Source organism: Pseudomonas sp. NY15374 (assembly GCF_048068255.1).
GTDB classification, from domain to species: Bacteria; Pseudomonadota; Gammaproteobacteria; order Pseudomonadales; family Pseudomonadaceae; genus Aquipseudomonas; species Aquipseudomonas machongensis.
Genome location: NZ_JBLUPZ010000001.1, coordinates 272,697 through 298,579, shown reverse-complemented (window position 1 = coordinate 298,579; position 25,883 = coordinate 272,697). Strand labels below are relative to the sequence as shown.

Here is a 25,883-nt window from a genome sequence, read left to right as displayed (position 1 = left end):
GCGCAGTACCAGCGTGTAGTAGGTTTTGACCTCACGCACCACCTCTAAGACCGCACATTTCATAATTTCCACTTAAGGTCAAGCATGATTATTTACAACAAACTACTTTTGGTAGAGGGTATAATCGATTCTATGAAGAAAAACTAGGAATTGAGTTTGGCTTAGATCTCGACGAGATCCAAGGTTCAGTCAAAGGAATGGCTCCAATAGTGTACTCCACTATACTTAGCAAGAAAATATCGCCTCGCCCTCGACTAATCGAATATGGGAAAGACTTTATCGTTCCTGAGGAGCACGAGCCCAATTGGAATTTGATTCGCGAAAAAATACACCGCGGCGAAGACCTCTCACCCTACCTTAGCAAAGACCACATCATTTGGCAAAAAGTCGATTTCCTCCTATCTTGTAGCAACATTTTTCATATGCATCTGACTTCGAGGCGGGGTGTTGGTACCAACAAAGAGCTAGTCTTCGGAGTTTTCACAGATGAAAAATTTTATGCCATTACTTTTGGAGATCATCACACTATTTACCAAATAAAAGAGCTTTACATGAAAGCTGAATCCAGTTGGCCTGGACAGCTATTTAGGAAAGCGGAACTAGAGAGCAATGAAAGCCACTTCGACAAACGCATGGTTAATGATCCCGAACATCATATGAACATACTTCAACCTGCTGGTACAATGGCAGGCCATCAACGCTCCCACCTCATAACTCTGCTTGATGGGGATGCCGAAATCAGAAACGTCTCCCTAGAATTGTGGACTGCTTTCGATAACGAAGTTCGCCACCTGGTTGAGCTAGAGAATAAACTTTCCAACAAACATGGCTACCTAGCAGATCAAAGACTAAAAATTGATTTCGCAAGACGTCGTTACATAGTTACGTCCGGTTCAAAACAGTATCTTTTCGACTTCCCCAAAAACATAACCATTTCAAAGATCGTTGCAGAATTTTGATGATATTTACTGCCCCCTCTACTGGAAAGGCTGAGAGGCGTCCGCTTGAGCATGAGAATTACGGAGCCCCTCCTATGATCTATATCAGTCGACGTTATACCGTTTGGGAATTGGAGCTTCGGAGTCTTCCACTGGCCGATAAGTCTTTTTTGCTATCCTCTCCACGTAACCCTTTTGCTTGAATGTGGCAAAGGCGCTCGCGACAATCGAACGCCATTCAGCGACGGTGATTTGTTCCAGTTCTTTGTAGCGGTAGTAAATTTCGTCGGCGATCGCATCGACTAACATGATCGAGCCTGTGAGACACGCAGCAATCCTAGACTGAGTGAAAACGAAGGCGGTTACATAAAGATTTCGACCCGAAGGCAACTGGACCATAAGGACTTTGCTGCGGACCTTGTTCTTCTCTGCGCGCATCAACGCAGCCACTGCTGCCACTTCTATCGGGAGATGGGGACGTAGCTCAAGAGTCTGATTCTTTGGCAGCCGCGAGGTGATCACCGCATCATACAATGCGATTCGGTCCATGACTTCTTGGTCAGGCGGAAGAAGACGGCTTTCCGTCGTGTAACAGAGTGCACACCCAATTTTTGTGGTGTCACTGTGCGGTGTTAGGCAACCGCATGCCTTGCACTCGTCAACAGTCAACGTGTAGTGATTGCAGAATTCAACTCCATCATCTAGTTCGGGCACAATCATATAAAATTTTGTAAGCGTTTCTCCATACCATATGAACATAGGGTGAGTGATAGTTCGAGATAGATAATTCACCCATAGAAGAAGCTGTGTTTCATGGGCCTGAAACTCAACTAATAACGCTCCCCAGTCCTTAGCCCACATAACATCCAAGCTCTTCATCCCCAGCGACTGAACAGAAGTCGAGCGAGCAACCAAATTCTTTATTCGCAGGGGAACCTGAGCTTTTGCAAGAATTTCCGCACTCACAGGATTGGCCTGCAACCGAGCCTGGAAATCCAAATTACCTCGCCACTGTCGATTATGGGCATTGTAAATAGCCACAAACTTGGTCGTAGCACGGGAGTAAGCACTGAAAAGCTCTGCCGTGTCCAAGGCTTCGGCACCGAAGACTATGACAACCGGTGCTTCCAAACCTCGAAACTTAGCGATATTTTCAGTCGCAATTTTCTCACTTTTGAGAAAATCGTAGTACTACCTACTTATTATCGCACCTGTTAATATAACTATATCACCTGAAGCAACACCACTCTCAACTAGCTCAGACTTGATACGCTTCAGCTCTTCACCAGGCGACAGAGTGATGACTTCGAGTGCTGTGTCGGGTTCGGAGTTACGCGGTGACGATAATTGAATCCTGGGAGGAATAACCTCATAAAGAATTTCTGTAACTGCCTTAGGCATTCGGAGAATGATGGTTAGCGCAAACGCTTCAACTCTGAGAATTTTGCTCAATTCATTCAAAGTCACACCATTCCGCTCGAACTTGAAAACCTGAGTTTCATCGCAGAAAAACGTTTTAGGCTTACCGTCAAACCAGCATATTAGAGTCTCACACCAAGCTTCCGTCAATGCTTGCGACTCATCCACAATCAGAGCATCGTATACACCTAAAAGTCCTCTATTTATTGCAAGCTTAAGGTCTTCGAGACAATTTGACTTATACCACTCCTCCCCCGTAGAAGGGTGGCTCAAGGCATTCGCTGCCTGGCGGCAGATGCCGTGCCAAGTCATCACTGTACACAGCCTATAATCCGTAAGCTGGGTGCGAATATGCTCGGTCAGTCTTGCATTGAAGGAAAGTACAAGAACTCTCCGCCCCTCCGTAGAAAGCTTTCGAGCGGCCTCAATAGCTATAAGAGTTTTCCCAGTACCGGGCCACCCTGTGATGAGTGAGTTCTGACTCTTTAAAATAGACTTTACTACCAAGCTTTGCTCGCTAGTCAACTGGAGCCAAACTTTGTTGTCGTACTGAATGCGGCTAGACCACTTAGGTTGTCCGTCAAGCGTTGGTGAGAGATAGTCGATTAGATCTTGAGCCCTGGATAGGCCCAAATCAGGTTGGCTATGCGTACCTTTCCAGTACCTCATAATCTCGACGACTTTCTGCGCTACATCTGGATACGCCTCGTAATCGATGTAGAGGGGTTGTGGCGGACTTACGCTAGTATCGAACATCCCCGGCAGATGAGTCCGCTGGAAGTCCGAATTAGGAAAAACAAATCCATATCCAACTCTAAATCGGAAGGACGGCGTGGCACCAAGCCACGAAGCAAATCCGTGCACATTTCGCTTAGTCTGCTCAAGGGGGTCAATTTGATAGCCATCGCGAACATGAACGAAGTACGAATGCTCAAACTTATACCTACCGCTTTTGACCTCCAAAGCTAGAACACCATCCTCGGGATGGATGATGAGGAAGTCTATTTCTCCTGTAGGCCGAGATCCTTTATCTAGCTTGCTCACAGCAGAGCAAAGCCAGGGTAAGCTGTGGATTACAGTGTAGTCGTTAGATAACTGAGATTTGAAGATTGAATAGAGGTCCCGCTCACCAAAGCTGTCAGTGTTGCGTGGGCCATGCTCCGGAATCATCCTTGCCATCTAAAACGCTCGCCTCCACTTAATCTCAGACACTGGACACTGTAATGATAGCATTCTGAGATTGGAGCGCGCTCGCTCCAGAGGAAACGCCGGTGGTACCGCAGTTTACCGGACCACAGAGGGCTTACCAGCAATACCTCGCCCATGGTGCGCCTTACACCTGCACAAGCCTACGTCGAAGCGGCGTCGAGCGCCTAGGCCAGCCGCCCCCAAAAACAAGTTTCTATAATCCACCTATCAAGCCACGGCCAGACCTTTCTACCGTTCATGTTACAGGTTATCGCTGATCAAGAGATACTCCTAGAGGGCCGGTAGGCCCCACCGTTCCTTCGAAAACACTGTATCAGACAGAGAGGCTAAAACTCGTCACTGTAAAAGCCCCACGGCGACATCAGCTCATGCAATGCAGAAGATATTCTCGATTCAGCAAGTAGCTCCGAACGTTTGTAGCTCAAAGCTACTGCCACCCCTCTAGCAAACGCACTAAGCTTAAGTGGATCAACAGACCAGACCTGCATCTTCATCACAGAGGCATCACGAAAATCACATTGTTCGACGTACTCCACACTTGCTTCGATCTGCCTCCAATCATAAATCGATATGGCGTAAGTTTTGTGTACTCCATCCGCCAGCATAGTGCAAGTATCTAAAAAGGAATCCCCAGCAAGGGCCAACCCTGGATGATTAAACGCCTTCACTCCAAACGACATCAATCGCGGCGAGGAAACAACATCTCGCACAGCAGTTAAATCAACCGCACCTTTCGCAAACTCCGACTCTAAAATACGCCTAAGCAAAGCCTCCAATTCCGGTTCATCAACCATAACCAGTCTGAAACCCACTAAACTTCTCACTTACACAAGCACTCCGTGCTCCATTTTTTTCAATAGGTCGTATACCGCTTGGCATCCTTGAACAGTAGCCAGCGCTTCAACAGGGCTAACTCGACCCAGCCCTAAACATTCTTGATTCAGCCAGGATGCATAGTTGTCTTTGAAGAACCACAGCATCAACGAAACCGTCTTAGCAAAATTTACGGCGTAAGCCTCATTATAACTACACACAACTGCACCAGGGTCATTTGGCAGTCTATGATTTAGGCAGCGGACTTGAAGCCAACCATTGAGTTCAAAGTGCTTACCTGGTTCACCGCAGATCTCGCAAGTGCAACTGGATACCATTTCAGCCACATCCAGGATTCGATCGACGACAATATCACCTCCCCGAACGTACGTCCGAAGCAGACCGAACTTTTCCTTGACCTGCTCAACACGTACCTCCAACGTAGACTCAGCTCTGTATTTCTCGATCAAACATAGCATTCCACCGATGAGAGAGAGCCAACCATCAAGGCATTCGAAGCCAAACAAGACATCCGGCTCGGCGAAACTAGAAAGCAACGTCCGATGGCGTTCCCAGAGAATCATTTCATTTTTACTATCCAACGCTCACCCCCTCGCTAGACCACATCACCTTTGACGGCTGACCTGCAAGCTCGAAGGGATAGCAGTTGCCATCATCAAGCTCATAGCAAAAACGCCGCCCAACGATGCGAACTCTTCTCAGCGGCTGCATCTTCCAGCCTCCGCTTTCGTTCAGCCACGGAGGAGATACCAGCTGTACCTCTATGACCTTCTCCCCTTCGCCGCCTCTCGAAGCTAGCCCCAGCAGGTACTGCGGGCCTGGAATCAGCAGTTGCTGCCTGTGCGCGGCTTCATCTTGAACGGCTTCGTACGTGACGAAAAACCACTCTTGATTTGATGCAAGGGCGACGTACGCCCACCTATGCGCCCCAGGCTGAGGAGGGAAAAAAAGGCTGTCTTCCAAGCGACCCATGTCGTTGGTTTCGAACATATTATCTACCTCAGTCGGTCACTATGCGTACTATAGTACGCTGAAACTCAAGGTGCAATGTGGCTATATGCTCTCTTTTTGCGGAGAGCGCTCGTGAGCGATCTGAAAGAAGCATTCGCGTTAGCGCTGAGAGAGCTGCGGATGCATGCCGATCTGGCGCAGAACGATTTCCCTCCGGAGGTCAGCCGGGAGTACGTCAGCCTGCTCGAACGGGGTCTGCGGTCTCCGACACTTGAGACCATCGACTCGCTCGCGAAAGTGATGAGCATCGCACCGCTCACACTCGTGATCCTGTGCTACCTCCGGCGCGAGCCAAGTCGAAGCCTCGACGAGCTGTTGGGCGAGGTGCGGATGCAGCTACAGCGAGACCTAATTGAGCAGTCCGAGACGGTGACCAAAGACGAATAAGACATTTCGTGGGCCAGCCCACGGCCTACGGCCAGTGCAGGCCTCGTGTCTGAGGAATGTCGCTCTCTTCGGACTGACTTCGCCCTCCCCTCATCTCTGAAAGCCAGACATAACACGTTGCGTACTACAGCTCGATATAGACAGAACCAATTGGTAAGGTCAGACGTATTCAGCAATTTTACAGTGCCGGTTTACATTTTCACTCCAGCCACCACCAAGCCTTAATTCGACTTTAGCTCCTTACATTTAAAACCTATCATCGGACAAAGATCTCCGTACTGAAACATCTGTACACTTTAAAACAAACTATTGACTAATATTTTTCTGGAGTCAACAATAGCAAGATAAGCACAGTTGGAAACCGCTAATGAACCTTATTGAAGCAAGATACACAATCGCCCTTAACACGCTTAAGCTGCTTAACCATTACTCAAGTTTTACCGTCAGAGTCATACTAGAAAACGCATGTGAAAAAGCAGGATACCCAATAAGTATCGGCTTTACCCTGGACGTAATTGAAGCAATACCAGACGCAGGCGTACCCGCTGTAGAGGCATACGTGACAAAAGCTCTAACCGAGGAGCAAGAAAGCCCTAAATTCCCATATGAATCCCAAATCTTAAAAATATCAGACGCAGGCAGCAAAATCGCCATCAGAGAAGATTTACTCCCCAAGTCAAACTCTTATATTTGCCTTATAGTCGGCGATGGTGCGCGAGTAATCATTCATACGAACACTCGAAAAATTGTCGAAATATCAACACCGGAGACCGACAAGTTCATATCCAAGTCTTCAACCCTATTATGCGAACTAGGCCACTGCGAATATTACGAAACACTGCGCACCTTAACTGACAAGCAAATCTCAAACCTCAAGAATACTTTGTTGTCAGCATCACAAACCACAGACGACCTGGAAAACATCGATAAACTTATCGAAACCATAAAGGACTGCAAAGAAGACTATGAGTACTACACGCGCGGACTCGACAATTTTGAAGAAATTCTGAATCAGCAACCCAAATACTGGCTATTCGATCGATTTTCAAATTCTTGTGAATACCCCAGAGACTTCTTAGCCCACTGTTGATCCAACCAGCAGTGCCATGTTTTTACCTGCCAGCCTAGAGAATTGTGCAGACTGCGGGCTAACCACTGGCCCCCACCCCACAGTTTGTATTCCTCATTGCTTCTGGATATAATTTATGGAAACCTAAACCACTGCCAACTAGAAAATGATCAAGTCTCTAAAGATTTACGCCGATCTCGATGATGAAAAAATGTACGCTTACTGCACATATGATCTTCTTAGAAATCATGGGAAGCATATTGAAAAATTCCGGATTGAATTATTTTATACAGACAATATTACAGGGCCGCAAGATTTCAAGCCTGGCCTGCCCATATACGATGTAAAAATGGCTCAAAGCATCATCGTCTACGAATCCGGGCGCGGCATACCAAGACCGAACATTTTCAACTATACCTCTTACGCCTATGATCAGCACACAATCCTAAGCCTAATTGGCGACTGTCCCGAGCATCGTGACTTCCTGTGTCAAATTGGGATACACAGCTGATACAAAAGTACTTGGCGATTGGGCAGAAGCTGCTCAAACCCAGAACATAGAAGACTGTAAAACGGCAGCAGTCAAGCCATGCCCGAGAGCAAAGTCCTTACAGATGCAGGTATATGTATGGACTTGTTTCTTTCATACCTCTTGAACATGCTTCTTGATCTCGTTGAAGATCTCTAGACCTTCATTCGCAGCGTTGCGGCCATCCATATCGCCGGTCACCTTTTTGTGGCCAATACCTCTGCTGTCAAGGGCACAGCCTAATGCGGTCCATGCAGCACGCATATCGAGCGTATCTGCAAGCGGAAAAATCTCTATGCCCTTTCGATTCGTAATATGCAGATATCGCATTATGCCCTCGGTGATCTCTCTGATACGCGAGCATATCGCTTCTTTGGTAACCATATCATCGAGCAAAGCCGAGCTGGTATCCTGTTGCTCCGTCGCACCCTCCCCACCGACCAAAACGGCTTTCATTACACCTGGCTCCAACGCGACTACGCTGCTGATCAAGCCACTGAACTCACCGACCTTGAAGGCCGGATTTCCCATGCTGGTCCTCGTCTTCAGCAACGGAACGCCACCTAGCTTGCCATCGACTGCACTGTCGATGAACGCATCCTCAATACGTTGCTTCTGAGTCTCCCTCCACGCTTCGAACTGTGCGACCTTATCGTCCGAGATTTCAGGATGGCGAATGGGATCATCCAGTCCAAATGAGGCCACCTGCACGGTAGTATTTTTACGAACACCTTTGAGAGGTTGTCCGCTAGAGTCAAAGGCTTCCACTGACACAGAAACAGACTTTAGCACAACAACTTTATCGCAATACTGACTCATACGAATATACATCCATTATCACCACTATTTGTAATTGTTATTTATTATAATAATAACACAATTATATTCAAAAAACGCGCAATACCTCAACAAGCAAACAATTTATTATCACGCAACAGGTAATTTTTACCCAAAGAAAACAAATAAGATAAGTTAGCGCATACTATTAAATACTTTTGCGCAAGACGAAGAATGAACTTATAATAACTAAAGAAGAGAGGCCGCACGACCAAAAAAATTCATGATTCTGACTGCCGGGAAAGTTCGGCGGCCGTGTTCTCCCTTCTACTTATTTAAGAACTTAAGTCTCGACTTTGGATGCAATCCACTGCTGGAGCATATCTGAGCGCTAAGCCCCAACTCGCTTGAGAAATCGCAGTTGGGGCTTTTTTTCGTCTAATTGGTTCCCATCACAATCTGATCGATGAGTAGTTTGAAATTTCGCCGAGCAAATGAAATATTTTTCGCAGAAGACCATCGATCAGCTTTATCTGATCAGATATCTCCTTGTCATACTCTTTTGTCCCAGGCTGAGCAAAAGGTATATATCTATAATCATAAGCTATGGGCGTATATCTTGGAGAATCGATAAGGTCTGTTACTTGAGCCAGCAACTGAACCACTAAATCCTGAGCTACCCTTAATTCAGGATCATGAGACCTCAAGATTTGCTCGTAATATCGCCCATCTTCAATGAATCGCTTTGCCTTATTATAAACCTCTATGGGAAAATCATAACCGGCATCGGTCAAGATGTGAATCACTTCCCCTTCATTGTTAAAGCTCAGAATCCTAGATAGCTCTTCTTTAAACCTGTAAGCTCGATCACTTTCTGAAGAGCGAGAAAACTGCGAAAAAGAAACATCTTTACGCAGATTAGCCTTATACATCGGCAGAGCAAGACGATCAATTTTATTGTCATGAGCCATTCTATGATGCTCAGTACAAAGCACAATTAAATTCGCAGGGCGATTATCCTCCCTGTTTTCGTTTATATGATGAATATCAAAATATAGATTATTGCAGTTCGGTATGGTGCATTTATGATTTGCTTCAACCATTACTTCTCTGCGCACTGGCTCAGGAATGCTTGGTCTGCTTTGATCGTACGTCCCAGCCATATTCCACCTTTCTAGAGATTTCATCAAAGGCCTCGGAGGCCTCCACAAGCACATAATGCCGAAAGGGCCTCGTATTGACCAGATGTCCTACACCTCAGCGATAGACCGCCCAGGAAGGGTCGGGGCCGCCCCATGGCTTCGAGCGCAAAGCTCAGCAAGCACCGCCAGCTGGCGATGGCTTTGAGCGAAAACTTCATCGCTTGTGTCATGTGCCAGAAGGAAATCATCAACACAAACACTCAGCTTTAGTGCAGGCTTTTCTAAGTCACCGACATCAGCCTGAAAATCGATAAACACATCATCCATTGAAAAAATGTTTCTTAGTATGCTCTCAATCATTTTCATTGTTTGACGGAGCAACTCCTCTAATCGCTTGCGCTCCTTTTTAAGCTCGACCTCGGTCTTCTTTAGCTTCCTAAAAGAAAAGCTCACGCCCACATTGAGGCCCAAGTAAGTTGAAAAACTGTCATCCCCCCTATAAAAACCCATGCGTGCGGAGCGCTTACTCACATATTGCCTCAGTTCTTTAGTTTGATTGGGTATCTTTGCGTAAAGGCGGAATAACGCACCGTCATCGCTAGCAGGTTGCACTGATGGTTGAGCTATACCAAGTCCTACTCCAAGCTTTGCGTTGTCACGATACGGCGAATAATCAACACCATTTCGTTGCAGTGCGCTCCAAGTGAGCTTTGTGGACATAATTGTAGAGCCAGAGATCCATCGGCCGTCTTGACGATCAAGACGGTAGCTAATCCCTTGGACTGCACCATTCTTTTCAGAAACGCGAATTTGGACTCCGCGCTCAGCCATGCGATCAACAAGCTGCGACATGGTGTGGGGTCTGCTAGGAGCTTTGAATACGTCTTTCGAGATGCCACGTATGATATGGGCATGATCTTTAGCAGGATCTGAATGACTAGCCAGCTCTTTGCTCCAGCCATCAGTTTTCGGCGTAGAGAGTTCGTATTTGTGCTCAATTTCACGAGCAGCACTCATCCCTTTGCGCCTGTCGTTACCGTCAGAAACGAGTTGGAAATTTGCCCCCAGGGCGGCACGCTGGCTGCTGGGGTCGCGATCCACGAGAAGTACACGAGAAGCGACGATGTGTACGTGTTCTTTATCTGTGTCTCTATGCACCACGGCTACGTATTTCGTAGAGCTGTCGTAGCCTAGCTCCCGCATGTAGTCGTTGACTGCCACCAACCATTCACTGCTGGTTAGCTTCTCGCCTGGGGCGAGGGAAAGAATATAGTGAGCACACAGCTTGTCGCTGTCACCTTTATACATTGCCGTGTGATTCTCGAACTCCTCAATGATCTGCTCTGGGTCTACAAACACCTTGCGCTCCCCTGCTTCGGTGAACTCATAGTATGGATTAGCTGAGACCAGGTTCCCGCCGATGAATTCGACATGCTTGATTTTTTCACGGTCACACTGACGAGCGGCAAACTCGTAAATTATTCGCTCGCGAAACGTCTTTGAAAACTCTTTAATTTTACCAATCATAAATCACCTTTTTATTATTGTTCTTGTATGAGGCTGTTCAAATTTCTTATTTTTTCCTGCACTGAACCAGATATGAGGAATGCGGCTTCAGGCATGCCAGGGCTGCTTGAGAGGTCATGCAGCGAATTAATGTCTGACATGATCGCACCGAGATGTGATGCCAGAACTGACGACCTTGAATCTAAGCCGATGCTTTTTTGCTTTATAAGTGCAAATGCAGCGACACGTAGGAACTGTGACAGATAGGCGAAGCCGTATGCTTTTCCAGCAGCTCTAAGCTCATCCGCCTCGTCTGGGGTCAGATATACCTCTGACACTACAGTCCTCGGGTTATCTTTTCTTGGGCGACCGCCCTTGTTTTTTACCTTTTCCATAACTCACCTTTCTTATTATTTTTATTTGGCGTTTTTGACCACTCGCGCAGAACCCGAAGGGTTTGAGCACAAGCCGTTTGAGCACCGCATCAAACCGAGGAACGAGGTTTGGTGCGGGGGTCAAACATAGCTTGCATTTCGTGTCAATGAAAATATTATAACATTAAACTAATCTAATTCTTGACGTTATAATAAATTTATTTGATTATTTTATTGACATCTATTATCTGGCTCCTACATTTGCAGGGGAGCCCTTCTTAACGCCACTTCAGCAGTCATATGTTCGCTTTTTGACCAGCTAACGCTGAAGGTGGCCAGCGGATGTGAAGTGTCAAGCGCCTCTGCATGCGCTCATCGCTCCCTACTGCAATACATGCCATACGAATCAGCGTCGGCATGCACAGAAGCGAGGTAGAGCGATGAGTACACATGCAGCAATCAATCACAGGTCACGTACACAGCCGGAAACGCACAATCCGCTACTAAAAATGTGGCGTGGATTCACCGGCCAGAAGCCCGCTCTTCAGGATGAGCAGCAGGCAGGAGGAAAAGCAGTGAGACCCAAAAAAGACGCGATCCAGAAGCTGATCGACAGGGCGGGAACTCTTTATTGGAAGTGGCAAGAGCTTCTTGAAAAAGACGAAGACGACCAGGAAGCTGAGCGCCAGGGCAACAAACGTATGGGTCGCCCACCTGTTGCCCTGTCTGTACTGCGTCAACGTGCCGAAGACGCATATTTGTTCCACATCACAGAGCTACGCACAGCAGAACTAGCTGAAGGCCGTGAACCAACTCCAGAAGACGAGATCATTACCAAGGGCGAAAAGCTTCGGCAAAAAGGCCCTGGCCGCCCTGCCATCAGCGAAATCGGGCGCAAGTTCCGACATCTCCGACGCAAACTCAAGACGCTTGAGGATGCCATGGCTGCAATCGATCACACGTCGAATCCGGTATATGACGGCATCGGCAGGCCGGCAATGTCTTCTCGTGAACGTGTTGCGTATTACGAGCGCGAGATTAACGAAGTGAAGCGCGACATTGAGCAGGCTATGTCAGAGATGCCAGCAGTCGAGCGCATCAAAATCATGCTCGACAACGCACGCATCGACCGCCGTGACGCTGGGATGCGCTTGAAGAAGGCCGAGCGCGGAGAAATTGAAGAAGACGTAGTTGCTCTCAGCAGCCTACACAACCAGCTAGAGGCAGAGATCCAGGCGCTCGAAAAGCAACTCGAAGACGAACGCCTGGCAGCCAAGGGATCGGTAGTCATCGGCGCACCAGGAACAGCGGTCGGAATCCTTCCGCCAGCCGGAAAAGAGTACAGCCCCGGCATCCAGAGCGTCGTCGCTCAGCTCGAAGCCCAACTGATCGTTCCAAAGCTACCTGCTGAACTCACTTCAGAGACGCTTGAGAAGTACAAGCAAGACGTAGCTCTAGCGAAAGAGTTCAATGAAGCAATCGTCGCTCAGATCCAAGCACTGAAGATCTGATCGACGCTAGCAGCACACATTCAACACCACATACACTGACAACCCTACAAACACACCAAGGATGCAGCTAAATGTCCAAACTCGCTGAATTCAAAGCACTGGAAGCACAGCTCGCTGAACAGCTGAAGCAGCTCGATGCACTGAAAAACGACGATGGCCTCAAGCGCGAGATCGAGTTTGAAAGCAAACTGCGCAACCTGCTCGCCGAATACGGCTTCTCGCTGCGTGAAGTGAAGCTGATCCTCGATCCGCATGCTAAGGCTGAACGAGCTGCTCCTGTCGCTCAAAAGCAGCGCAAAGAGCGCCAGTTGAAGCAGTACAAGAACCCGCACAACGGCGAGATCATCGAAACAAAAGGCGGAAATCACAGGCTGCTGAAAGAGTGGAAGGCCCAGTACGGTGCTGACAAAGTTGAATCCTGGCTTCAGTGACGGGGCGATAGGACATGGAGTTCCTCGGCCTCACGAAGGATGAGTGGGAAATCATCAACGGATTCGCTAACTGGCTTGCTGCATTCGGCACAATCGCAGCTGTCTGCTTATCGCTGAAATTGGCAAGGGATGCTAGTCGAATCAAAGCGAAATGCTCAGCTGTCTCCAGCATCGTTATCAGCCATGGGCCTGGCACTGCCATACAAGAAGCGGCTCTTCAGCTGAAAGTCGTGAATATGGGTGACAGACCATTTACCGTCACTCACCTTGGCTGGACTGTAGGCTTGAGGACAAAAACGCATTTTGCGCAGATGATCACCAACCAGGACAGCGACCCACTTCCTCTTCAGCTGCACCATGGCGAGCAGGGGCGCTGGTGCGTGCCAGCAGAGGGAGATGAAGGCTGGTACGTAAGGTTCGGAACGCTACTACTACGGGAAGGGGAGCCGTGGCTAAAGACGCTGCGCTTCGTAGTGACCACCTCAACTGAACAGACGTTTACGTGCAAGCCTGACGCAAAGCTGCGGGGTAGGCTCGCAAAAGCAATCACTCAGCTCAAGGAAGAAGCGCGAGACCGCTTTAGCCCAGTAGCCTGACATTCACTCCAAGCACCTTTGTAAGCCTTCAAAGCGCCGCTCACTCAACCTGGTGATCAGCGCTTTTTTCTTGCTCGAAAATGAAATTCATATCCTCAGCTTTGAAGTGCCACAGGTCAGCTACTGGCTTAGCCGGAGAAGCTGCTAGCAGGTCAGCCGCTTGTGAGAAAGTAGATGCATACAGATGGATGAAATGCGCAAGAATATGGATGCTGATCTGAATGCCTGCTGACGCGAGCTTGGACTGGTCAGCGATGCTTCGTGCTTGCCCGATCTGCATAGCGCTGATGTAGTTGCTGTGTGAGTATCCACACAGGTGACTGTAGACATTATCGAAGTACAGCTTGTGAAACCCAGCACGCACAGCTTCGCTGCCCCAGGACCAGCCCACCCTCCAGTTGCCCTTCTTCAGTTCCTTGATCTCGCGCGCGGTATATTCGGTGAGCAGAGGGGAGCGTTCGATGAACCGAAGCAATTCTGCTTGCTGCGCTTTGGCTTCAGCCTGCTTAACACGTCCCTCTTCGGTGGAGGTGTTTAGGCTCACGCGATCATTGAGCCCTGCGTATTGCCACAGAGCATGCCTGAACTGTGATCTTTCTGTGGGGCATCCGAAAATCCAGTGCAGTGTAAGGAAGGTCTCTACCGAAGCCCGAGCAAGAATTGACACCGATCCCTGGTCAATAAACTCGACACTCTTGCCTGTCGCGCTCTTGAATACACAGCCACCGGCAAGACTCTTGGTAGAACAGAGCTGCTTAAAAAGCTTGATCGACAGGGTCTGGATGTCGTTGAGCCACCCCATGCCATGGGCAATGGAGCTGCCAGCACGGGCATCGACCATACAAGACATAAGCTCGATCAGCGCACTGAAGTCACCGTCCAAATCCCTAAAATTTGTCATTTCCCTATCAATCTCAGACCTGGCAGAAACTGGATCAATCATGACCTTGCTGCACGTGCGAAACAAGCGCCCTTCGGCTCTACAATCTCATCGACTCAACTCCTAAACCCGGCAGCGAGATTCGAGTCAGGGCACACGCCACTCAACCTGGCAGGCTGTTGTGCCCTATGTGTGCCCTAGAACCGAGGGCACACAAAAATGCAGGCATAAAAAAATCCAAGGACCGCTAAGTCCTTGGATTTCTTGGAGTATTTTGGTCGGGACGGAGTGATTCGAACACTCGACCCCTTGCACCCCATGCTCTTAATTAGTGAATTTTAATGGAATGATATGGACCATCACGGAGCACCTGCAAGCTAGTAAACACAACGCATACAGCGCTATATTATGATCTATCTCTGTCCACCAGTATCCACCTATAGCCGATCTATCCAGTGGGGCAAAAGTGGGGCAAAATTCCAAGGCAATCGACCTTGGCTAGGGGTAAACATTGGCAAAGATCACAGTGAAGCAACTCGAAGCACTCACCCCCGCCGATGATGGCAAAACGCTCCGTGAGGAGGGTGGCCTGACCGCCAAAGTCCGTGCCGGTGTGCGCGGTGTTACAGCGTTATTCCGCTATGAGTTCAAAATGGGCGGAGCCAAACGCGATCAGCGCCTGGGCAGCTGGCCCAAAAAATCATTAATGCAGATTCGTGCTGAGCGAGACGAAGTGAGAGCATGCGTTACTAAAGGTATAGAACCCGCCACTGCCCGAAAGGCAGCTAAGGTTGAGGCTCAAGCTGCGGTCGCCGCGACCATTGCGGAAGCCGAACGTCAAGCTGCAGAGAACAAGACGCTCACCGACCTTTTCGAAGAGTGGATGCGCGACGGGGTATCCCGCCAGGACGGCAACACAGAACTGCGTCGCAGCTTCTCCAAAGACGTGCTACCAGCTATTGGCGATAAACCACTGCGAACCATAACTGAAAAAGACCTGCTCTCCCTACTGCGCTCGGTTAAAGCCCGCGGCTTGAACCGTACCGTCGTTATTCGCAGCAAGGATATAAGTCAGATGCTGCGATGGGCCGAGAAACGCAAGCCGTGGCGTACTTTGATGGTCGACGGTAATCCCGCCGAGCTGATTGACGTCAACAAGCTCCTTGATCATGACTATCAAGAGCAGCGTGATCGGATTTTATCCAGTGGCGAAATCAAAGAGCTGCAGCAGATTTTCACCCGCCTCGTGCGAGATTATGATGCCCTACCCGCTGGCCAGAAATATTCCGGCATCCGACCTGTGAACCAGCGCGTGCAATGCGCAGTCTGGATCTGCCTCAGCACGCTCTGTCGCATTGGCGAACTACTGAAATCCGAATGGCGACATATCGATCTGCAGAAAGGCACTTGGTTCGTCCCAGCAGAAGCCACCAAAGGGCATAGGGGTAAACGGCAGGATCACCATGTATTCCTATCAACATTTGCACTGAACCAGTTCAAACGTCTTAGAGAGGAAACTGGCCACACTCCGTTCTGCTTTCCCAGCAAGCATGAAAGCAGTCATGTGGATACCAAAACAGTCAGCAAGCTGATCGGAGACAGGCAATGCTGTTTCAAAAATCGCAGTAAGCCTTTGTCTGGCCGCCATCACGATAACTCTCTGGTGCTGAGCCAAGGTAACAAGGGCGAATGGACTCCGCATGATTTGCGTCGTACAGGAGCGACCATGATGCAGGAGCTAGGAGTCACACTGGAAATAATTGATCGCTGCCAGAATCACTTAATGGGAGGCTCAAAGGTACGCCGGCACTATCTGCATTATGACTATTCCAAAGAAAAACATGAGGCATGGAACATTCTGGGAGAGCGTCTTGAAAGTATCCTTCGAGAGCCAACAGCTGAAATCTAATCATAAGCTAACTGGAGCGTTTCGGCTCACCTCTTCGGCTACCCTGCTATTTTGATGCAGCGGCAATTTGCACAGTCATATCAGTAATCACTTCTACCACATGACGGATCTGGTCGAATGTTTCAGTGGCATTCGCAGAGTTTTCACCGCTGCTCCCGCAAACGCTGCACCCTTATGCATAGTTGCGACGATCTCGCGGCTATTGGATTGAAGCTCTTCAACGAAAGTTCTAATTTCCGCCGTGGGCTCCTTGGGTAAGCGTCCGCCCACCTCACCTTGCGTACGTCAAACCGGTACCCATTGATGCGGCAGAGTTGCCTGATCTCACTGGCCCGCTGTGTCGGCAGCCCTGTCAGAACATCTTTGAGATTAGCATACGGATCATCGCGATCATACGCGCCAACTGAATCAAACTCATGATCGCAGCAGCCCGTTTATCGCTGCGCATCGACCCGGCAAACAGCCAGTTCGAGCGCCCGAGTGCCCATGGCTCTATCTGGTTCTCGACTTGATTGTTGTCGATGGGCACAGCTCCATCGTCCAGGTAGCATGCCAGCGCTACCCAGCGTTCTAGGCTGTAATCGAGGGCTTTGGCCGTGGCTGATCCGTTGGGTACCAGGTCGCACTGAGCCAATATCCACTCATGCAGTGTTTTGCTGATCGGTACCACCAACTCCTGACGTATTCGCCACCGATCTTCATCGCTCAGCCGCGCCGAATGCCATCAGCAATGGCGTTTGGTCGCTGATCAGCTGCGCGAAAATATCCCAAGATCGCGACGCTCATGGATGGCTGCGAGGATGAAGTATTGGCGCACATGGCATTTCCAGAGGCACACCGCCAGCAGTTGCACAGCACCAACCCACTCGAACGGCTCAACGCCGAGATCAAACGCCGCACCGATGTCGTAGGGATTTTTCCCAACGATCCAGCCGAAGGGAATTGCGGCCTCAGGCGTCGAGGCCGCAAACAAGCTTTCTACAGTGGGCGCTGGTCGATATTTTCGCTAGTAACGGGTTGAGTAGTCACAGCATCCTCATCAACCATTTTTCTGAAATAGGTAGATAAAACAGCGCCTGAAATATTGTGCCAAACGCTAAACAGTGCGCTTGGCACCGCCGCTAGTGGCGAAAAATGCGCACTCGCGAGTGCAGCACCCAGGCCAGAGTTCTGCATGCCGACCTCCAGCGTAAGAGCTTTACGTTGTGCAAGTGAAAGCTTAAACACAACACCAGTGATATAGCCAAATACAAATCCAAATACATTATGAAGAATAACAACGGCTAGTATGACCAGCCCAGACTCAGCGATTTTTACCTGACTATTAGACACCACAGCTGTTACTATAACTACAATGCTTATTACTGAGACCAGTGGAAGAACATCAATGGCGCCTTGAACTTTCGCGCCGAGCACCTTTTGAGCAAGAACCCCCAAGAATATTGGTAAAATAACCATCTGCACTATCGACAAGAGCATGTCAGCAAACGAAACTGCAAGGTAGGCAGAGGCAAGAAGCCAAATCAAAGCGGGAGTAAGCAACGGGGCTACCAACGTGGTAACTGCAGCAATTGCTACCGCCAATGCCAAGTCTCCTTTTGCGAGCCAAGTCATTACATTAGATGAAGTTCCGCTGGGGCAACACCCAACCAGAATGACGCCAATCGCGATTTCCGGTGGCAGATTGAAAATCTGGCAAAGCACCCAAGCAACACCGGGCATGATTACAAAATGCGCTATGACCCCAAGCGCTACCCTACCTGGGTGACGCAACACCTCTGAGAAGTCATCTGTTTTCAAGGTTAGGCCCATGCCGAACATCACCAACCCAAGTAGCGGAATGATGGCGGGCTTCAGAAAAACGAACCAATCAGGTATTACATAAGCTAAAATTGCAAATAACAGCACCCAGTAGGCAAAAGTATTACCCAAAAACTTACTGATAACTATGACAGCGCGCATACTAAATCCTTTATTATTGTATGTGGACTTTAGAAAAATTTCTCTGCGACGACACTTGCAATCGGCTAATAGCCAAGCAGCATTCTTAAGTACGCCTACTCAGAGTTCGGCCAAACGATATTGAAAAAGTCCTTTGCAGGGCGACTATTCATGAGAGCAATTAAGATAAATCGCCGCTGCGAAGAGAACCAAAATACCTGCTTATTCCGACTACTGGACGTGGTAGATGGCTTCATGTTGGTATACCTCGCTCTTATGCTCTTGTTTACGTTAAGGTAAAGCAAACCAAACGAAAGAAGAAATATATAATTGAAGACGAACAAGGTTGCCTAACCTATGAGTGCCAGCTAACTGTACCGATGGGGAGTGCCAGGCAGCTCCGAGCTAGATAATCTGCTTTCGGGAGGATGTGCGGCTAACGAGCCGAGTTGAGTGAGCCGGCGTACGGAAGTCAGATCGCCCAGAATGAGGGGGGGGGTAGAGGCTGCATGAGATTGGAAGTAGAAAACCTAGCGCACCCTAAGAAAAATTACATAACCCCCTGATTTAATTCATATATTTATGTGGTCGCCACTGACGACCGCAGAGCATCTGAGGGGATCCGGCTAAAAAGGGCGCGACTTATAGGCTGGGCGACCTAGTTTGGCTTCAATAATATATTTCAAAACGGTTTTTGCAGCAGCTAGCCTAGAGACTCAATAACAATTAGATGGTGCCATTATGCCAGCTTACAGATCTCGTACCACCACACATGGCCGTAACATGGCTGGTGCTCGCAGCCTTTGGCGTGCCACTGGAATGCAGGACGAAGATTTTGGGAAACCGATCATCGCGGTTGTCAATAGCTTCACGCAGTTTGTGCCTGGACACGTCCACCTTAAGGATCTGGGTCAGCTAGTCGCCAGCGAGATAATGAGTGCCGGCGGTGTAGCCAAAGAGTTTAACACAATTGCTGTAGACGATGGTATTGCGATGGGGCATGGTGGAATGCTTTACTCCTTGCCATCGCGCGATCTAATCGCAGATTCAGTCGAATATATGGTTAATGCGCACTGTGCAGACGCGATGGTGTGTATATCAAATTGCGACAAAATCACGCCAGGTATGTTGATGGCTGCTATGCGCTTAAACATACCCGTGGTATTTGTCTCTGGCGGCCCTATGGAGGCAGGAAAACTTAACATCAAAGGAAAAGATCAGACACTTGATCTCGTAGATGCAATGGTAATTGCCGCAGACAGCCGATACAGCGACGAAGAGGTCGATGCAGTCGAGCGCGCTGCTTGTCCCACATGCGGGTCTTGCTCAGGTATGTTCACTGCTAATTCGATGAATTGCTTAACTGAAGCTCTCGGTTTAGCACTGCCAGGAAACGGCACCTTAGTGGCAACCCATGCAGATCGTGAGCAACTATTTCGCCGTAGCGGACGCTTGATAGTAGAGCTTACGCGAAGACGATATGAACAAAATGATGATCAAGCCCTGCCGCGAAACATTGCATGTCGCGAAGCATTTGAAAATGCAATGCGTCTTGACATTGCCATGGGTGGGTCGAGCAACACTATTTTGCATCTTCTTGCTGCTGCTAGGGAGGGGAATATCGACTTTAACTTAGAAGATATTAACTGCCTATCCCAAAGTACGCCTTGGCTTTGCAAAGTGGCTCCATCCAGCACCACTGTGCACATTGAGGATGTTCACCGGGCAGGTGGCGTCATTGGCTTGCTCGGGGAGCTTGATCGGCTAAATCTTATACACACCAATGTTCCGGTCGTCCACGCGAATAGTCTCGGCGCTGCGATAGACCAATGGGATATTCAGCGCACACAAGCTGCAGATGTCCATGATTTTTATCGGGCTGGGCCTGGTAATCGTCTAACCCAAACAGCTTTCAGCCAAACACGACGATGGGATCATCTAGATACTGATCGTAAGATCGGAGCGATCCGAGACGGTGAAAATGCGTTTAGTCAAGATGGTGGACTCGCCATACTGTTCGGAAATTTAGCCCCAGAAGGATGCGTTGTCAAAACCGCTAGTGTTGCGCCAGAGATGTTGCGCTTTGAGGGGCGAGCTATCATCTATGAAAGCCAAGAGAGTGCCGTTGCAGGAATCCTTGAAGATCAAGTTAAATTGGGGGATGTGGTCGTCGTGCGCTACGAGGGCCCCAAAGGTGGCCCTGGAATGCAAGAAATGCTGTATCCGACCAGCTATTTAAAGTCAAAGGGCTTGGCCGAGAAATGTGCTTTATTAACGGACGGTCGTTTCTCCGGAGGCAGCTCGGGGCTATCAATTGGACATATATCACCAGAAGCCGCTGAAGGAGGCATGATAGCACTCATTGAAAATGGTGATTTGGTTTCCATAGATATTCCTAACCGATCAATCACTTTGAAAGTTAGCAACAGGGTTTTGGAACAGCGGCGCCAAGATAGACTGAGTCAGTATGATTCAGCCTGGCAGCCAGAGCGACGCTTGCGCCACGTCTCTGAAGCACTTTTAGCTTATGCGGCCTTGACAACGAATGCTTCCAGAGGAGCTGTCCGGGACGTGCATCAACTAACAGGAAAAACACGTTTGAAGTAGACGCTTTTTTACTAGACATATACCTTAAAACAGGGCTGAGCATATATTATATTCATAATCAGTATTGATGAGTAACCCATATTTGCTCGGTCCGTCCTAAAACTCACGAACCCTGTATATCCCCTAGCGCAAAATGGTTCTGCCTCCACACAGCCCAGCCATCATGTCGAGAGCTAAGCTGGAAGCTCCTTAATCGCCCCCACTACCCTTTGTGTAAGCACCTTGTGCGAACCATCGCTTGGCTCTACCCTGAACTCTCAGTTTGAGTCAAAGCAGCGATCACGAAAATGATCACCCCTAAAGCACCAAAATCGTATAGCAACTCAGGTACAGGAGATAATATTTAATATATCTACTCTCACAAGGATATCTTTCCAAGCCCATATTGCTCTAGATAGAGGGCTGAAAACTCACGACATACAAAAGACTGGCAATACGACCATGAATACAAAAGATATTAGACAGCTCAGACATTTCATCACTGTTGCTGATGAACTCCATTTTGGTCGAGCTGCCGAGCGCTTGAGTATGACTCAGCCGCCGCTCAGTCAAAGCATCCTTGACCTAGAGGAAAGCCTCAAATTCAAATTATTTGAGCGCAATAAAAGAAATGTCGCGCTTACCCCGATCGGAAAACTTTGGCTACCCTATGTAAAGGCGGTGATTTCTGCACTGGAAGGCCTTCCAGACATAGCATATCGACTGCAGAGAGGCGAAATCGGAACAATCCGACTGAGTTTCGTTAGCAGTGTGGTCTATAGCTTGCTACCCAACCTCGTGGCAAACTATAAGAACAACTTCGCTCAGGTTGAACTCATTCTCAAAGAAGCTACTACAGACGTCCAGATTCGAGACCTGCTTGATAGAGTGATAGATGTCGGGGTCATAATTCCAGCAAGCGGGTCGACGCTCCCTAGCGAACTGGCGTCTAAGAAAATTAGATCAGAGCCACTCGTTGCAGCTGTCCATCAAGACACTGCGAAAACACTCCATGCCGAATCAAACCGAACCATCAACTTAAGCGCACTTGCTGAACACCCACTAATAATGTTTCCACGCGAAACTTGCCCCGGCCTCCATGATTTAATCTACAGTTATTTTGAACTTCGCGGACTGAAACCCTTACTGGGTCAACAGGCGATCCAAATGCAAACAATAATAAGTTTGGTTTCTCAAGGCATGGGGTATGCGTTAGTGCCCGAATCAATGGCAAATCTGAACCGAGAGGGTGTAGCATATTTTTACTTGCACGGCACTTGCCTGACTGTAGATACAGCTATAGCCTGGAACATCTATGCAGAATCACCTGCGGTGCGCGCACTGATTAAGCTTTCAGACCATGTATAAAATACTCATCCGATTCAGTTTACACGCGATACAATACTTTAGTAAGGCATCCGTAGAGTTCGCAGCCAGACTGGCATTCTGTTAATTCACGGGAGTGCTCCACCAGAAAGCGTGGCAGCTCTGCAGCCACCTTATTATTATTCACGATAAAGGGTCGCCTTTTGGTTTTGCATGAAGTGAAGCCTTCCGCTCTCGTAGTTGCTCTATCTCTGCCAAATTAGACTCAATCCAGTCTGCAATATCCCGAACTTTTTCGGCTGCACAAATACCTAAAGGCGTCAGTGTGTATTCTACGTGTGGTGACACGGTGTTGAACACATGTCGATCAATCATTCCATCCTTTTCCAACCATTGTAACGTTTGAGCCAACATGCGTTCGCTAACGCCTTGGACACGTCTACGCAGATCACTGAAGCGCTGTGTTCCAGGAAGAAGTGCGATTAGGACAAGAACGCCCCACCGACTTGTCAGATGCTTGAGAATTTCGCGAGATGGGCACGCGGCAGCCATCACGTCACCTCGCAAGAGCTTTTCGGTGAGGGGGCTCGACTCTGGGTTTACAGATGTGTTGTCTCTTTCCATCGATATAAGCTCGCTTGATCAAAAAAAACCGCTCTAAGGTTACCTGTTTGTAAGCACTTACGAAAGGTTTAGAAAGGGCATAGGGTGTATATTCTTCTTCTCCCCACCCTACAAGAGCACTGCTGTGACGATTGAAATCACCGCCCCACTACTCGCTTAGGCCGTTCATTACTGAAAAACGTAATCTAAAAGGCATTGCGCCAATAATCGTTACACTATGCAGCCCTTCAGAAGCGGCGAGCCATCCTCGCGTCGAGGTGCGACGGATGGTCTGAGACAATTCTGAGTCCTTGCACGCACCATTAGACACCATGCAAACGCTACAGTTGATCTATGGTAAGAAATTTAGTCACCGGCTGACCAGCAAGTTGCGGTTCGCGGAGGAGAAACACATACGACTTCTGGCACCCGTTTCAAATCGTTAAGTTCGACACCCTTAGGTCCCCAAGACTATTGCCACCCTGTCAGAGACAACTATTAACAACCTTGAACATATTCTACGAAATGAGTTTCCCGGGACAACAGACAAAGATGTTGCAGAGCACTTAAAGACAGAAGCGATTTGCTCAAATACCGAAAGATTTTCGCTCTCGACAAATATCCCTAAAGGACCATTTAAATTTTTAACATCGAAAGCAAAAAATTTATCTAGGTAAAAAATATAAAGTTCAGACTTACATCCCATTTGATGGAGAAATTGAAAACTCAAAGATCATGTTTGTGCTTGATGGTAGTAGTTTCCTGAACCATCGGCTGTCCCCATTTTCTTTTCCGATTACGCCCATCTTGGATCGTCTATTTTTTGAAAAGAAAATTCCTCAATTGATTTTTGCATTCATCGATCCAGCTATCAACGGCCCGGGCTATCCACATTACGGCGGGACTGACAACCGCAGCCTGGAGTATGATACAGCGTCCGTAGATTATGCGAACTTCTTGACCAATAAAATAATTCCGGCCTTGAGAACAAGATTTAACATAAGCGACCACCCGGACGATAGAGGCATAATGGGCGCAAGCTCGGGAGGCGTCGCCGCCTTGGCGTGGCCTGGCATAGGCCCGATCAGTTTAGAAAAGTCATATCAGCGATAGGCAGCTATGTTGGGATCCGAGGAGGAGATACTTATATCAATTTAGTCCGAAAATCTGAGAAAAAACCGTTGAAAATTTATTTACAAGACGGCACTAATGATCTTAGTACGATTTTTGGTGACTGGTGGCTTGCCAATGAGCAACTCGCCTCATCATTCGAGTACCGTGACTATAAATTTATAGTCATACAGGGTCCGGGAGGACATAATTATGTGCACTTAGCTGAAATAATCGATTCAGCTTTGACGTGGCTTTGGTCTGACTGATTGACCAATATTACTCGCGAACCGTCGTAGTGCCGCGCGCAGTATAGACGATAGCTCCAAGTAAAAAAATCAGTGTACATCTAAGGCTGATCTGACGTAGACATGCATCTATGGCTAACTTCAGCATCTGCCGATCTCAAAAGCGCCCACTGATCCGAACCACTCAAATCAGCCGCGCTTTCCTACCTTTTTGGTACCGCCAGCACTTTATCGTAGCCACTTTCCGCATTACAGGCGCACCTCTCTTGCGCTGGCCAGCAAATGTCGGCGGGCCATCCACAGATTCGACAGAGCAAACAGCGTCACCATCCGCGGCGCATTTTTGGCCAATCCTCGGACGCGCTCCTTCGTATAGCCAAACTGCCGTTTGACCACGCGGAATAGGTGTTCAACCTCGGCACGGCCTGGGCCTTGGCCTTCTCGATCTTGCGCAGCGCCTTGCACAAGGCACTGCGCTTGCCGTGTTTCTTGTAGGACCTACGCCCAGCCACGATCTGCCAAATGTGGGCTTTCGCGCCGAAGTGATACTGGTTGCCCTTTTTAGTCTGGGGCATTTCCGTACCCCGCTTGCAGTCCTTGTTTTTGGTCGAACGTAGTGCGTGGGTCGGTGTGGCATCGACGATGGTGCCCTGGCACAGCGACAGGCCGCGATCCCCCAGATAGCAGAAGATCACGGCCAGAATTCCAGACGGCAACTCATGTTTTTTCAAGCAGGTGGCGGAAGTGAGGTCTCTTCGTCAGGGATCCACTCCAAGCTCAGCCTAGAAAACTGGCGAAGGATGGTGGTTTCGTACAACGCTTCCTCCATCGCCGGATCGCTGTAGCCGAACCGGTTCTGCATCAGGTGCACGCGCAGCATCGCCCTTCGGATAATGCGGCTCAATCAGGGCTCCCATTCCACGTTACCGTCTGATCCGTCTCGATCAGAAACAATTCCTTGCGGGTTTGCTTGCGCTTAGCGGCGCACTCGGCGTCAGAGAAGGTCATCTGCTTCATCGGAGAACTCGGGCAACGGGATCGGCGTATTTCATTAGGTTTGGGAAGTTTTCTTCAGGATTTCTTATGGCTTACATTGTTGTAAGTACTTACAAAAAACGAGCAGCGGATGTAATGTGTAAACGCTGTCCACGTAACTCAACCGAGCAGTCGGTTTACTGAAATGAAGGGGAATATCTATGAGTCGATCCAAGCTACCTTATTTTATCGCTACCGTGTGCGTTGTTTTTAAACTTACTGCACACGCGAGCGCACAACCCGCAATAGCAGAAAAACCACTATTGAGGTGGCTACCCTTGCTATGAAGAACGGTGTGAGCTACGCCGAATTCGCTGGGGTAGATAGCGCTGCAGGAAGCGAACATGTCGCGCATCAACCCGGCTTAATTTTGCGAGAAGCGGCAGCCGCTAAAAACGGTGAGTGGCTGATGCTAGTTCATTGTCGTTCGATAGCCAATACTGAGGCCTCATCAAGCACCATAATTATGTAGGTACCACGCTATTTGTTTGTAGATACTCAACTCAGCGGTT

The 25,883-nt window shown here is 48.6% G+C and carries 22 protein-coding genes and 3 pseudogenes; 11 read left to right on the top strand and 14 right to left on the bottom strand.

Annotated elements, in window-relative coordinates; all coding sequences use genetic code 11:
* Nucleotides 1-551: 551 nt before the first annotated feature.
* The gene (locus ACNFHO_RS01600) at nt 552-959 is read left to right on the top strand and encodes a hypothetical protein (protein WP_416764926.1); all 408 of its coding nucleotides are present in this window, start codon (nt 552-554) and stop codon (nt 957-959) included.
* 84 nt (nt 960-1,043) lie between these two features.
* On the opposite strand, the gene ACNFHO_RS01595 is transcribed toward ACNFHO_RS01600, so the two are convergent.
* The 5 genes from ACNFHO_RS01595 to ACNFHO_RS01575 all read right to left on the bottom strand — a co-directional run bounded on the left by ACNFHO_RS01595 (nt 1,044) and on the right by ACNFHO_RS01575 (nt 5,390).
* The gene (locus ACNFHO_RS01595) at nt 1,044-2,069 is read right to left on the bottom strand and encodes a hypothetical protein (protein WP_416764924.1); all 1,026 of its coding nucleotides are present in this window, start codon (nt 2,067-2,069) and stop codon (nt 1,044-1,046) included.
* A gap of 60 nt (nt 2,070-2,129) precedes the next feature.
* Nucleotides 2,130-3,536 carry an NERD domain-containing protein gene (locus tag ACNFHO_RS01590; RefSeq protein WP_416764922.1) on the bottom strand — a complete coding sequence of 469 codons (1,407 nt, stop codon included), beginning with the start codon at nt 3,534-3,536 and terminating at the stop codon, nt 2,130-2,132.
* Between the two features lie 356 nt (nt 3,537-3,892).
* The gene (locus ACNFHO_RS01585; RefSeq protein ID WP_416764920.1) at nt 3,893-4,360 is read right to left on the bottom strand and encodes a hypothetical protein; all 468 of its coding nucleotides are present in this window, start codon (nt 4,358-4,360) and stop codon (nt 3,893-3,895) included.
* 30 nt (nt 4,361-4,390) lie between these two features.
* Nucleotides 4,391-4,981, bottom strand: a complete 591-nt coding sequence (locus ACNFHO_RS01580; RefSeq protein ID WP_416764918.1) for an antitoxin Xre/MbcA/ParS toxin-binding domain-containing protein — start codon at nt 4,979-4,981, stop codon at nt 4,391-4,393.
* Complete coding sequence (locus tag ACNFHO_RS01575; RefSeq protein ID WP_416764916.1) at nt 4,974-5,390, bottom strand: hypothetical protein; 417 nt, start codon at nt 5,388-5,390, stop codon at nt 4,974-4,976. The genes ACNFHO_RS01580 and ACNFHO_RS01575 overlap by 8 nt, the downstream gene beginning before the upstream one ends.
* Nucleotides 5,391-5,483: 93 nt before the next feature.
* On the opposite strand from ACNFHO_RS01575, the gene ACNFHO_RS01570 reads away from it, so the two are divergent.
* Both ACNFHO_RS01570 and ACNFHO_RS01565 read left to right on the top strand, forming a co-directional pair.
* Nucleotides 5,484-5,798, top strand: coding sequence for a helix-turn-helix domain-containing protein (locus ACNFHO_RS01570; protein WP_416764914.1), 315 nt, complete (start codon nt 5,484-5,486; stop codon nt 5,796-5,798).
* Nucleotides 5,799-6,165: 367 nt separating this feature from the next.
* The gene (locus ACNFHO_RS01565) at nt 6,166-6,888 is read left to right on the top strand and encodes a hypothetical protein (protein ID WP_416764912.1); all 723 of its coding nucleotides are present in this window, start codon (nt 6,166-6,168) and stop codon (nt 6,886-6,888) included.
* Nucleotides 6,889-7,510: 622 nt separating this feature from the next.
* On the opposite strand, the gene ACNFHO_RS01560 is transcribed toward ACNFHO_RS01565, so the two are convergent.
* The 4 genes from ACNFHO_RS01560 to ACNFHO_RS01545 all read right to left on the bottom strand — a co-directional run bounded on the left by ACNFHO_RS01560 (nt 7,511) and on the right by ACNFHO_RS01545 (nt 11,216).
* The gene (locus ACNFHO_RS01560) at nt 7,511-8,215 is read right to left on the bottom strand and encodes a hypothetical protein (protein WP_416764910.1); all 705 of its coding nucleotides are present in this window, start codon (nt 8,213-8,215) and stop codon (nt 7,511-7,513) included.
* A 410-nt stretch (nt 8,216-8,625) separates the two neighbouring features.
* Nucleotides 8,626-9,360 (bottom strand): HNH endonuclease signature motif containing protein, encoded by a 735-nt coding sequence (locus ACNFHO_RS01555; RefSeq protein ID WP_416764908.1) that lies wholly within the window; start codon nt 9,358-9,360, stop codon nt 8,626-8,628.
* A gap of 63 nt (nt 9,361-9,423) precedes the next feature.
* Nucleotides 9,424-10,842, bottom strand: a complete 1,419-nt coding sequence (locus tag ACNFHO_RS01550; protein ID WP_416764906.1) for a relaxase/mobilization nuclease domain-containing protein — start codon at nt 10,840-10,842, stop codon at nt 9,424-9,426.
* A gap of 14 nt (nt 10,843-10,856) precedes the next feature.
* Nucleotides 10,857-11,216, bottom strand: a complete 360-nt coding sequence (locus tag ACNFHO_RS01545) for a hypothetical protein (protein ID WP_416764904.1) — start codon at nt 11,214-11,216, stop codon at nt 10,857-10,859.
* 419 nt (nt 11,217-11,635) lie between these two features.
* On the opposite strand from ACNFHO_RS01545, the gene ACNFHO_RS01540 reads away from it, so the two are divergent.
* The 3 genes from ACNFHO_RS01540 to ACNFHO_RS01530 all read left to right on the top strand — a co-directional run bounded on the left by ACNFHO_RS01540 (nt 11,636) and on the right by ACNFHO_RS01530 (nt 13,733).
* Nucleotides 11,636-12,706, top strand: a complete 1,071-nt coding sequence (locus tag ACNFHO_RS01540; protein WP_416764902.1) for a hypothetical protein — start codon at nt 11,636-11,638, stop codon at nt 12,704-12,706.
* Nucleotides 12,707-12,777: 71 nt separating this feature from the next.
* Nucleotides 12,778-13,137, top strand: a complete 360-nt coding sequence (locus ACNFHO_RS01535) for a histone-like nucleoid-structuring protein, MvaT/MvaU family (protein ID WP_416764900.1) — start codon at nt 12,778-12,780, stop codon at nt 13,135-13,137.
* A 14-nt stretch (nt 13,138-13,151) separates the two neighbouring features.
* Nucleotides 13,152-13,733, top strand: a complete 582-nt coding sequence (locus ACNFHO_RS01530; RefSeq protein WP_416764898.1) for a hypothetical protein — start codon at nt 13,152-13,154, stop codon at nt 13,731-13,733.
* Between the two features lie 40 nt (nt 13,734-13,773).
* Here ACNFHO_RS01530 and ACNFHO_RS01525 read toward each other — a convergent pair whose 3' ends face one another.
* Nucleotides 13,774-14,676, bottom strand: coding sequence for a hypothetical protein (locus ACNFHO_RS01525; RefSeq protein WP_416764897.1), 903 nt, complete (start codon nt 14,674-14,676; stop codon nt 13,774-13,776).
* 448 nt (nt 14,677-15,124) lie between these two features.
* On the opposite strand from ACNFHO_RS01525, the gene ACNFHO_RS01520 reads away from it, so the two are divergent.
* Nucleotides 15,125-16,522, top strand: coding sequence for a tyrosine-type recombinase/integrase (locus ACNFHO_RS01520; protein ID WP_392502055.1), 1,398 nt, complete (start codon nt 15,125-15,127; stop codon nt 16,520-16,522).
* Nucleotides 16,523-16,807: 285 nt separating this feature from the next.
* On the opposite strand, the pseudogene ACNFHO_RS01515 reads toward ACNFHO_RS01520, so the two are convergent.
* Nucleotides 16,808-17,231, bottom strand: a pseudogene (locus tag ACNFHO_RS01515) (IS66 family transposase); the annotation flags it as partial.
* Between the two features lie 16 nt (nt 17,232-17,247).
* Between ACNFHO_RS01515 and ACNFHO_RS01510 the strand changes: the two are divergent.
* Nucleotides 17,248-17,450, top strand: a pseudogene (locus ACNFHO_RS01510) (transposase); the annotation flags it as partial.
* A 50-nt stretch (nt 17,451-17,500) separates the two neighbouring features.
* On the opposite strand, the gene ACNFHO_RS01505 reads toward ACNFHO_RS01510, so the two are convergent.
* Nucleotides 17,501-18,484, bottom strand: coding sequence for a bile acid:sodium symporter family protein (locus ACNFHO_RS01505; RefSeq protein WP_392502056.1), 984 nt, complete (start codon nt 18,482-18,484; stop codon nt 17,501-17,503).
* A 720-nt stretch (nt 18,485-19,204) separates the two neighbouring features.
* Between ACNFHO_RS01505 and ilvD the strand changes: the two genes are divergently transcribed.
* Nucleotides 19,205-21,070: a dihydroxy-acid dehydratase gene (ilvD, locus tag ACNFHO_RS01500; protein WP_416764895.1), complete on the top strand. Its 1,866-nt coding sequence runs from the start codon at nt 19,205-19,207 to the stop codon at nt 21,068-21,070.
* Nucleotides 21,071-21,511: 441 nt separating this feature from the next.
* Nucleotides 21,512-22,417: a LysR family transcriptional regulator gene (locus ACNFHO_RS01495; protein WP_416764893.1), complete on the top strand. Its 906-nt coding sequence runs from the start codon at nt 21,512-21,514 to the stop codon at nt 22,415-22,417.
* Between the two features lie 141 nt (nt 22,418-22,558).
* On the opposite strand, the gene ACNFHO_RS01490 is transcribed toward ACNFHO_RS01495, so the two are convergent.
* Nucleotides 22,559-22,999, bottom strand: coding sequence for a winged helix-turn-helix transcriptional regulator (locus ACNFHO_RS01490; RefSeq protein WP_392502059.1), 441 nt, complete (start codon nt 22,997-22,999; stop codon nt 22,559-22,561).
* Between the two features lie 642 nt (nt 23,000-23,641).
* Between ACNFHO_RS01490 and ACNFHO_RS01485 the strand changes: the two genes are divergently transcribed.
* Nucleotides 23,642-24,091 carry an alpha/beta hydrolase-fold protein gene (locus tag ACNFHO_RS01485; protein ID WP_392502088.1) on the top strand — a complete coding sequence of 150 codons (450 nt, stop codon included), beginning with the start codon at nt 23,642-23,644 and terminating at the stop codon, nt 24,089-24,091.
* Between the two features lie 494 nt (nt 24,092-24,585).
* Here the strand turns inward: ACNFHO_RS01485 and ACNFHO_RS01480 are convergent.
* A pseudogene (locus tag ACNFHO_RS01480) lies at nt 24,586-25,353 on the bottom strand (transposase).
* Nucleotides 25,354-25,883: the final 530 nt, after the last annotated feature.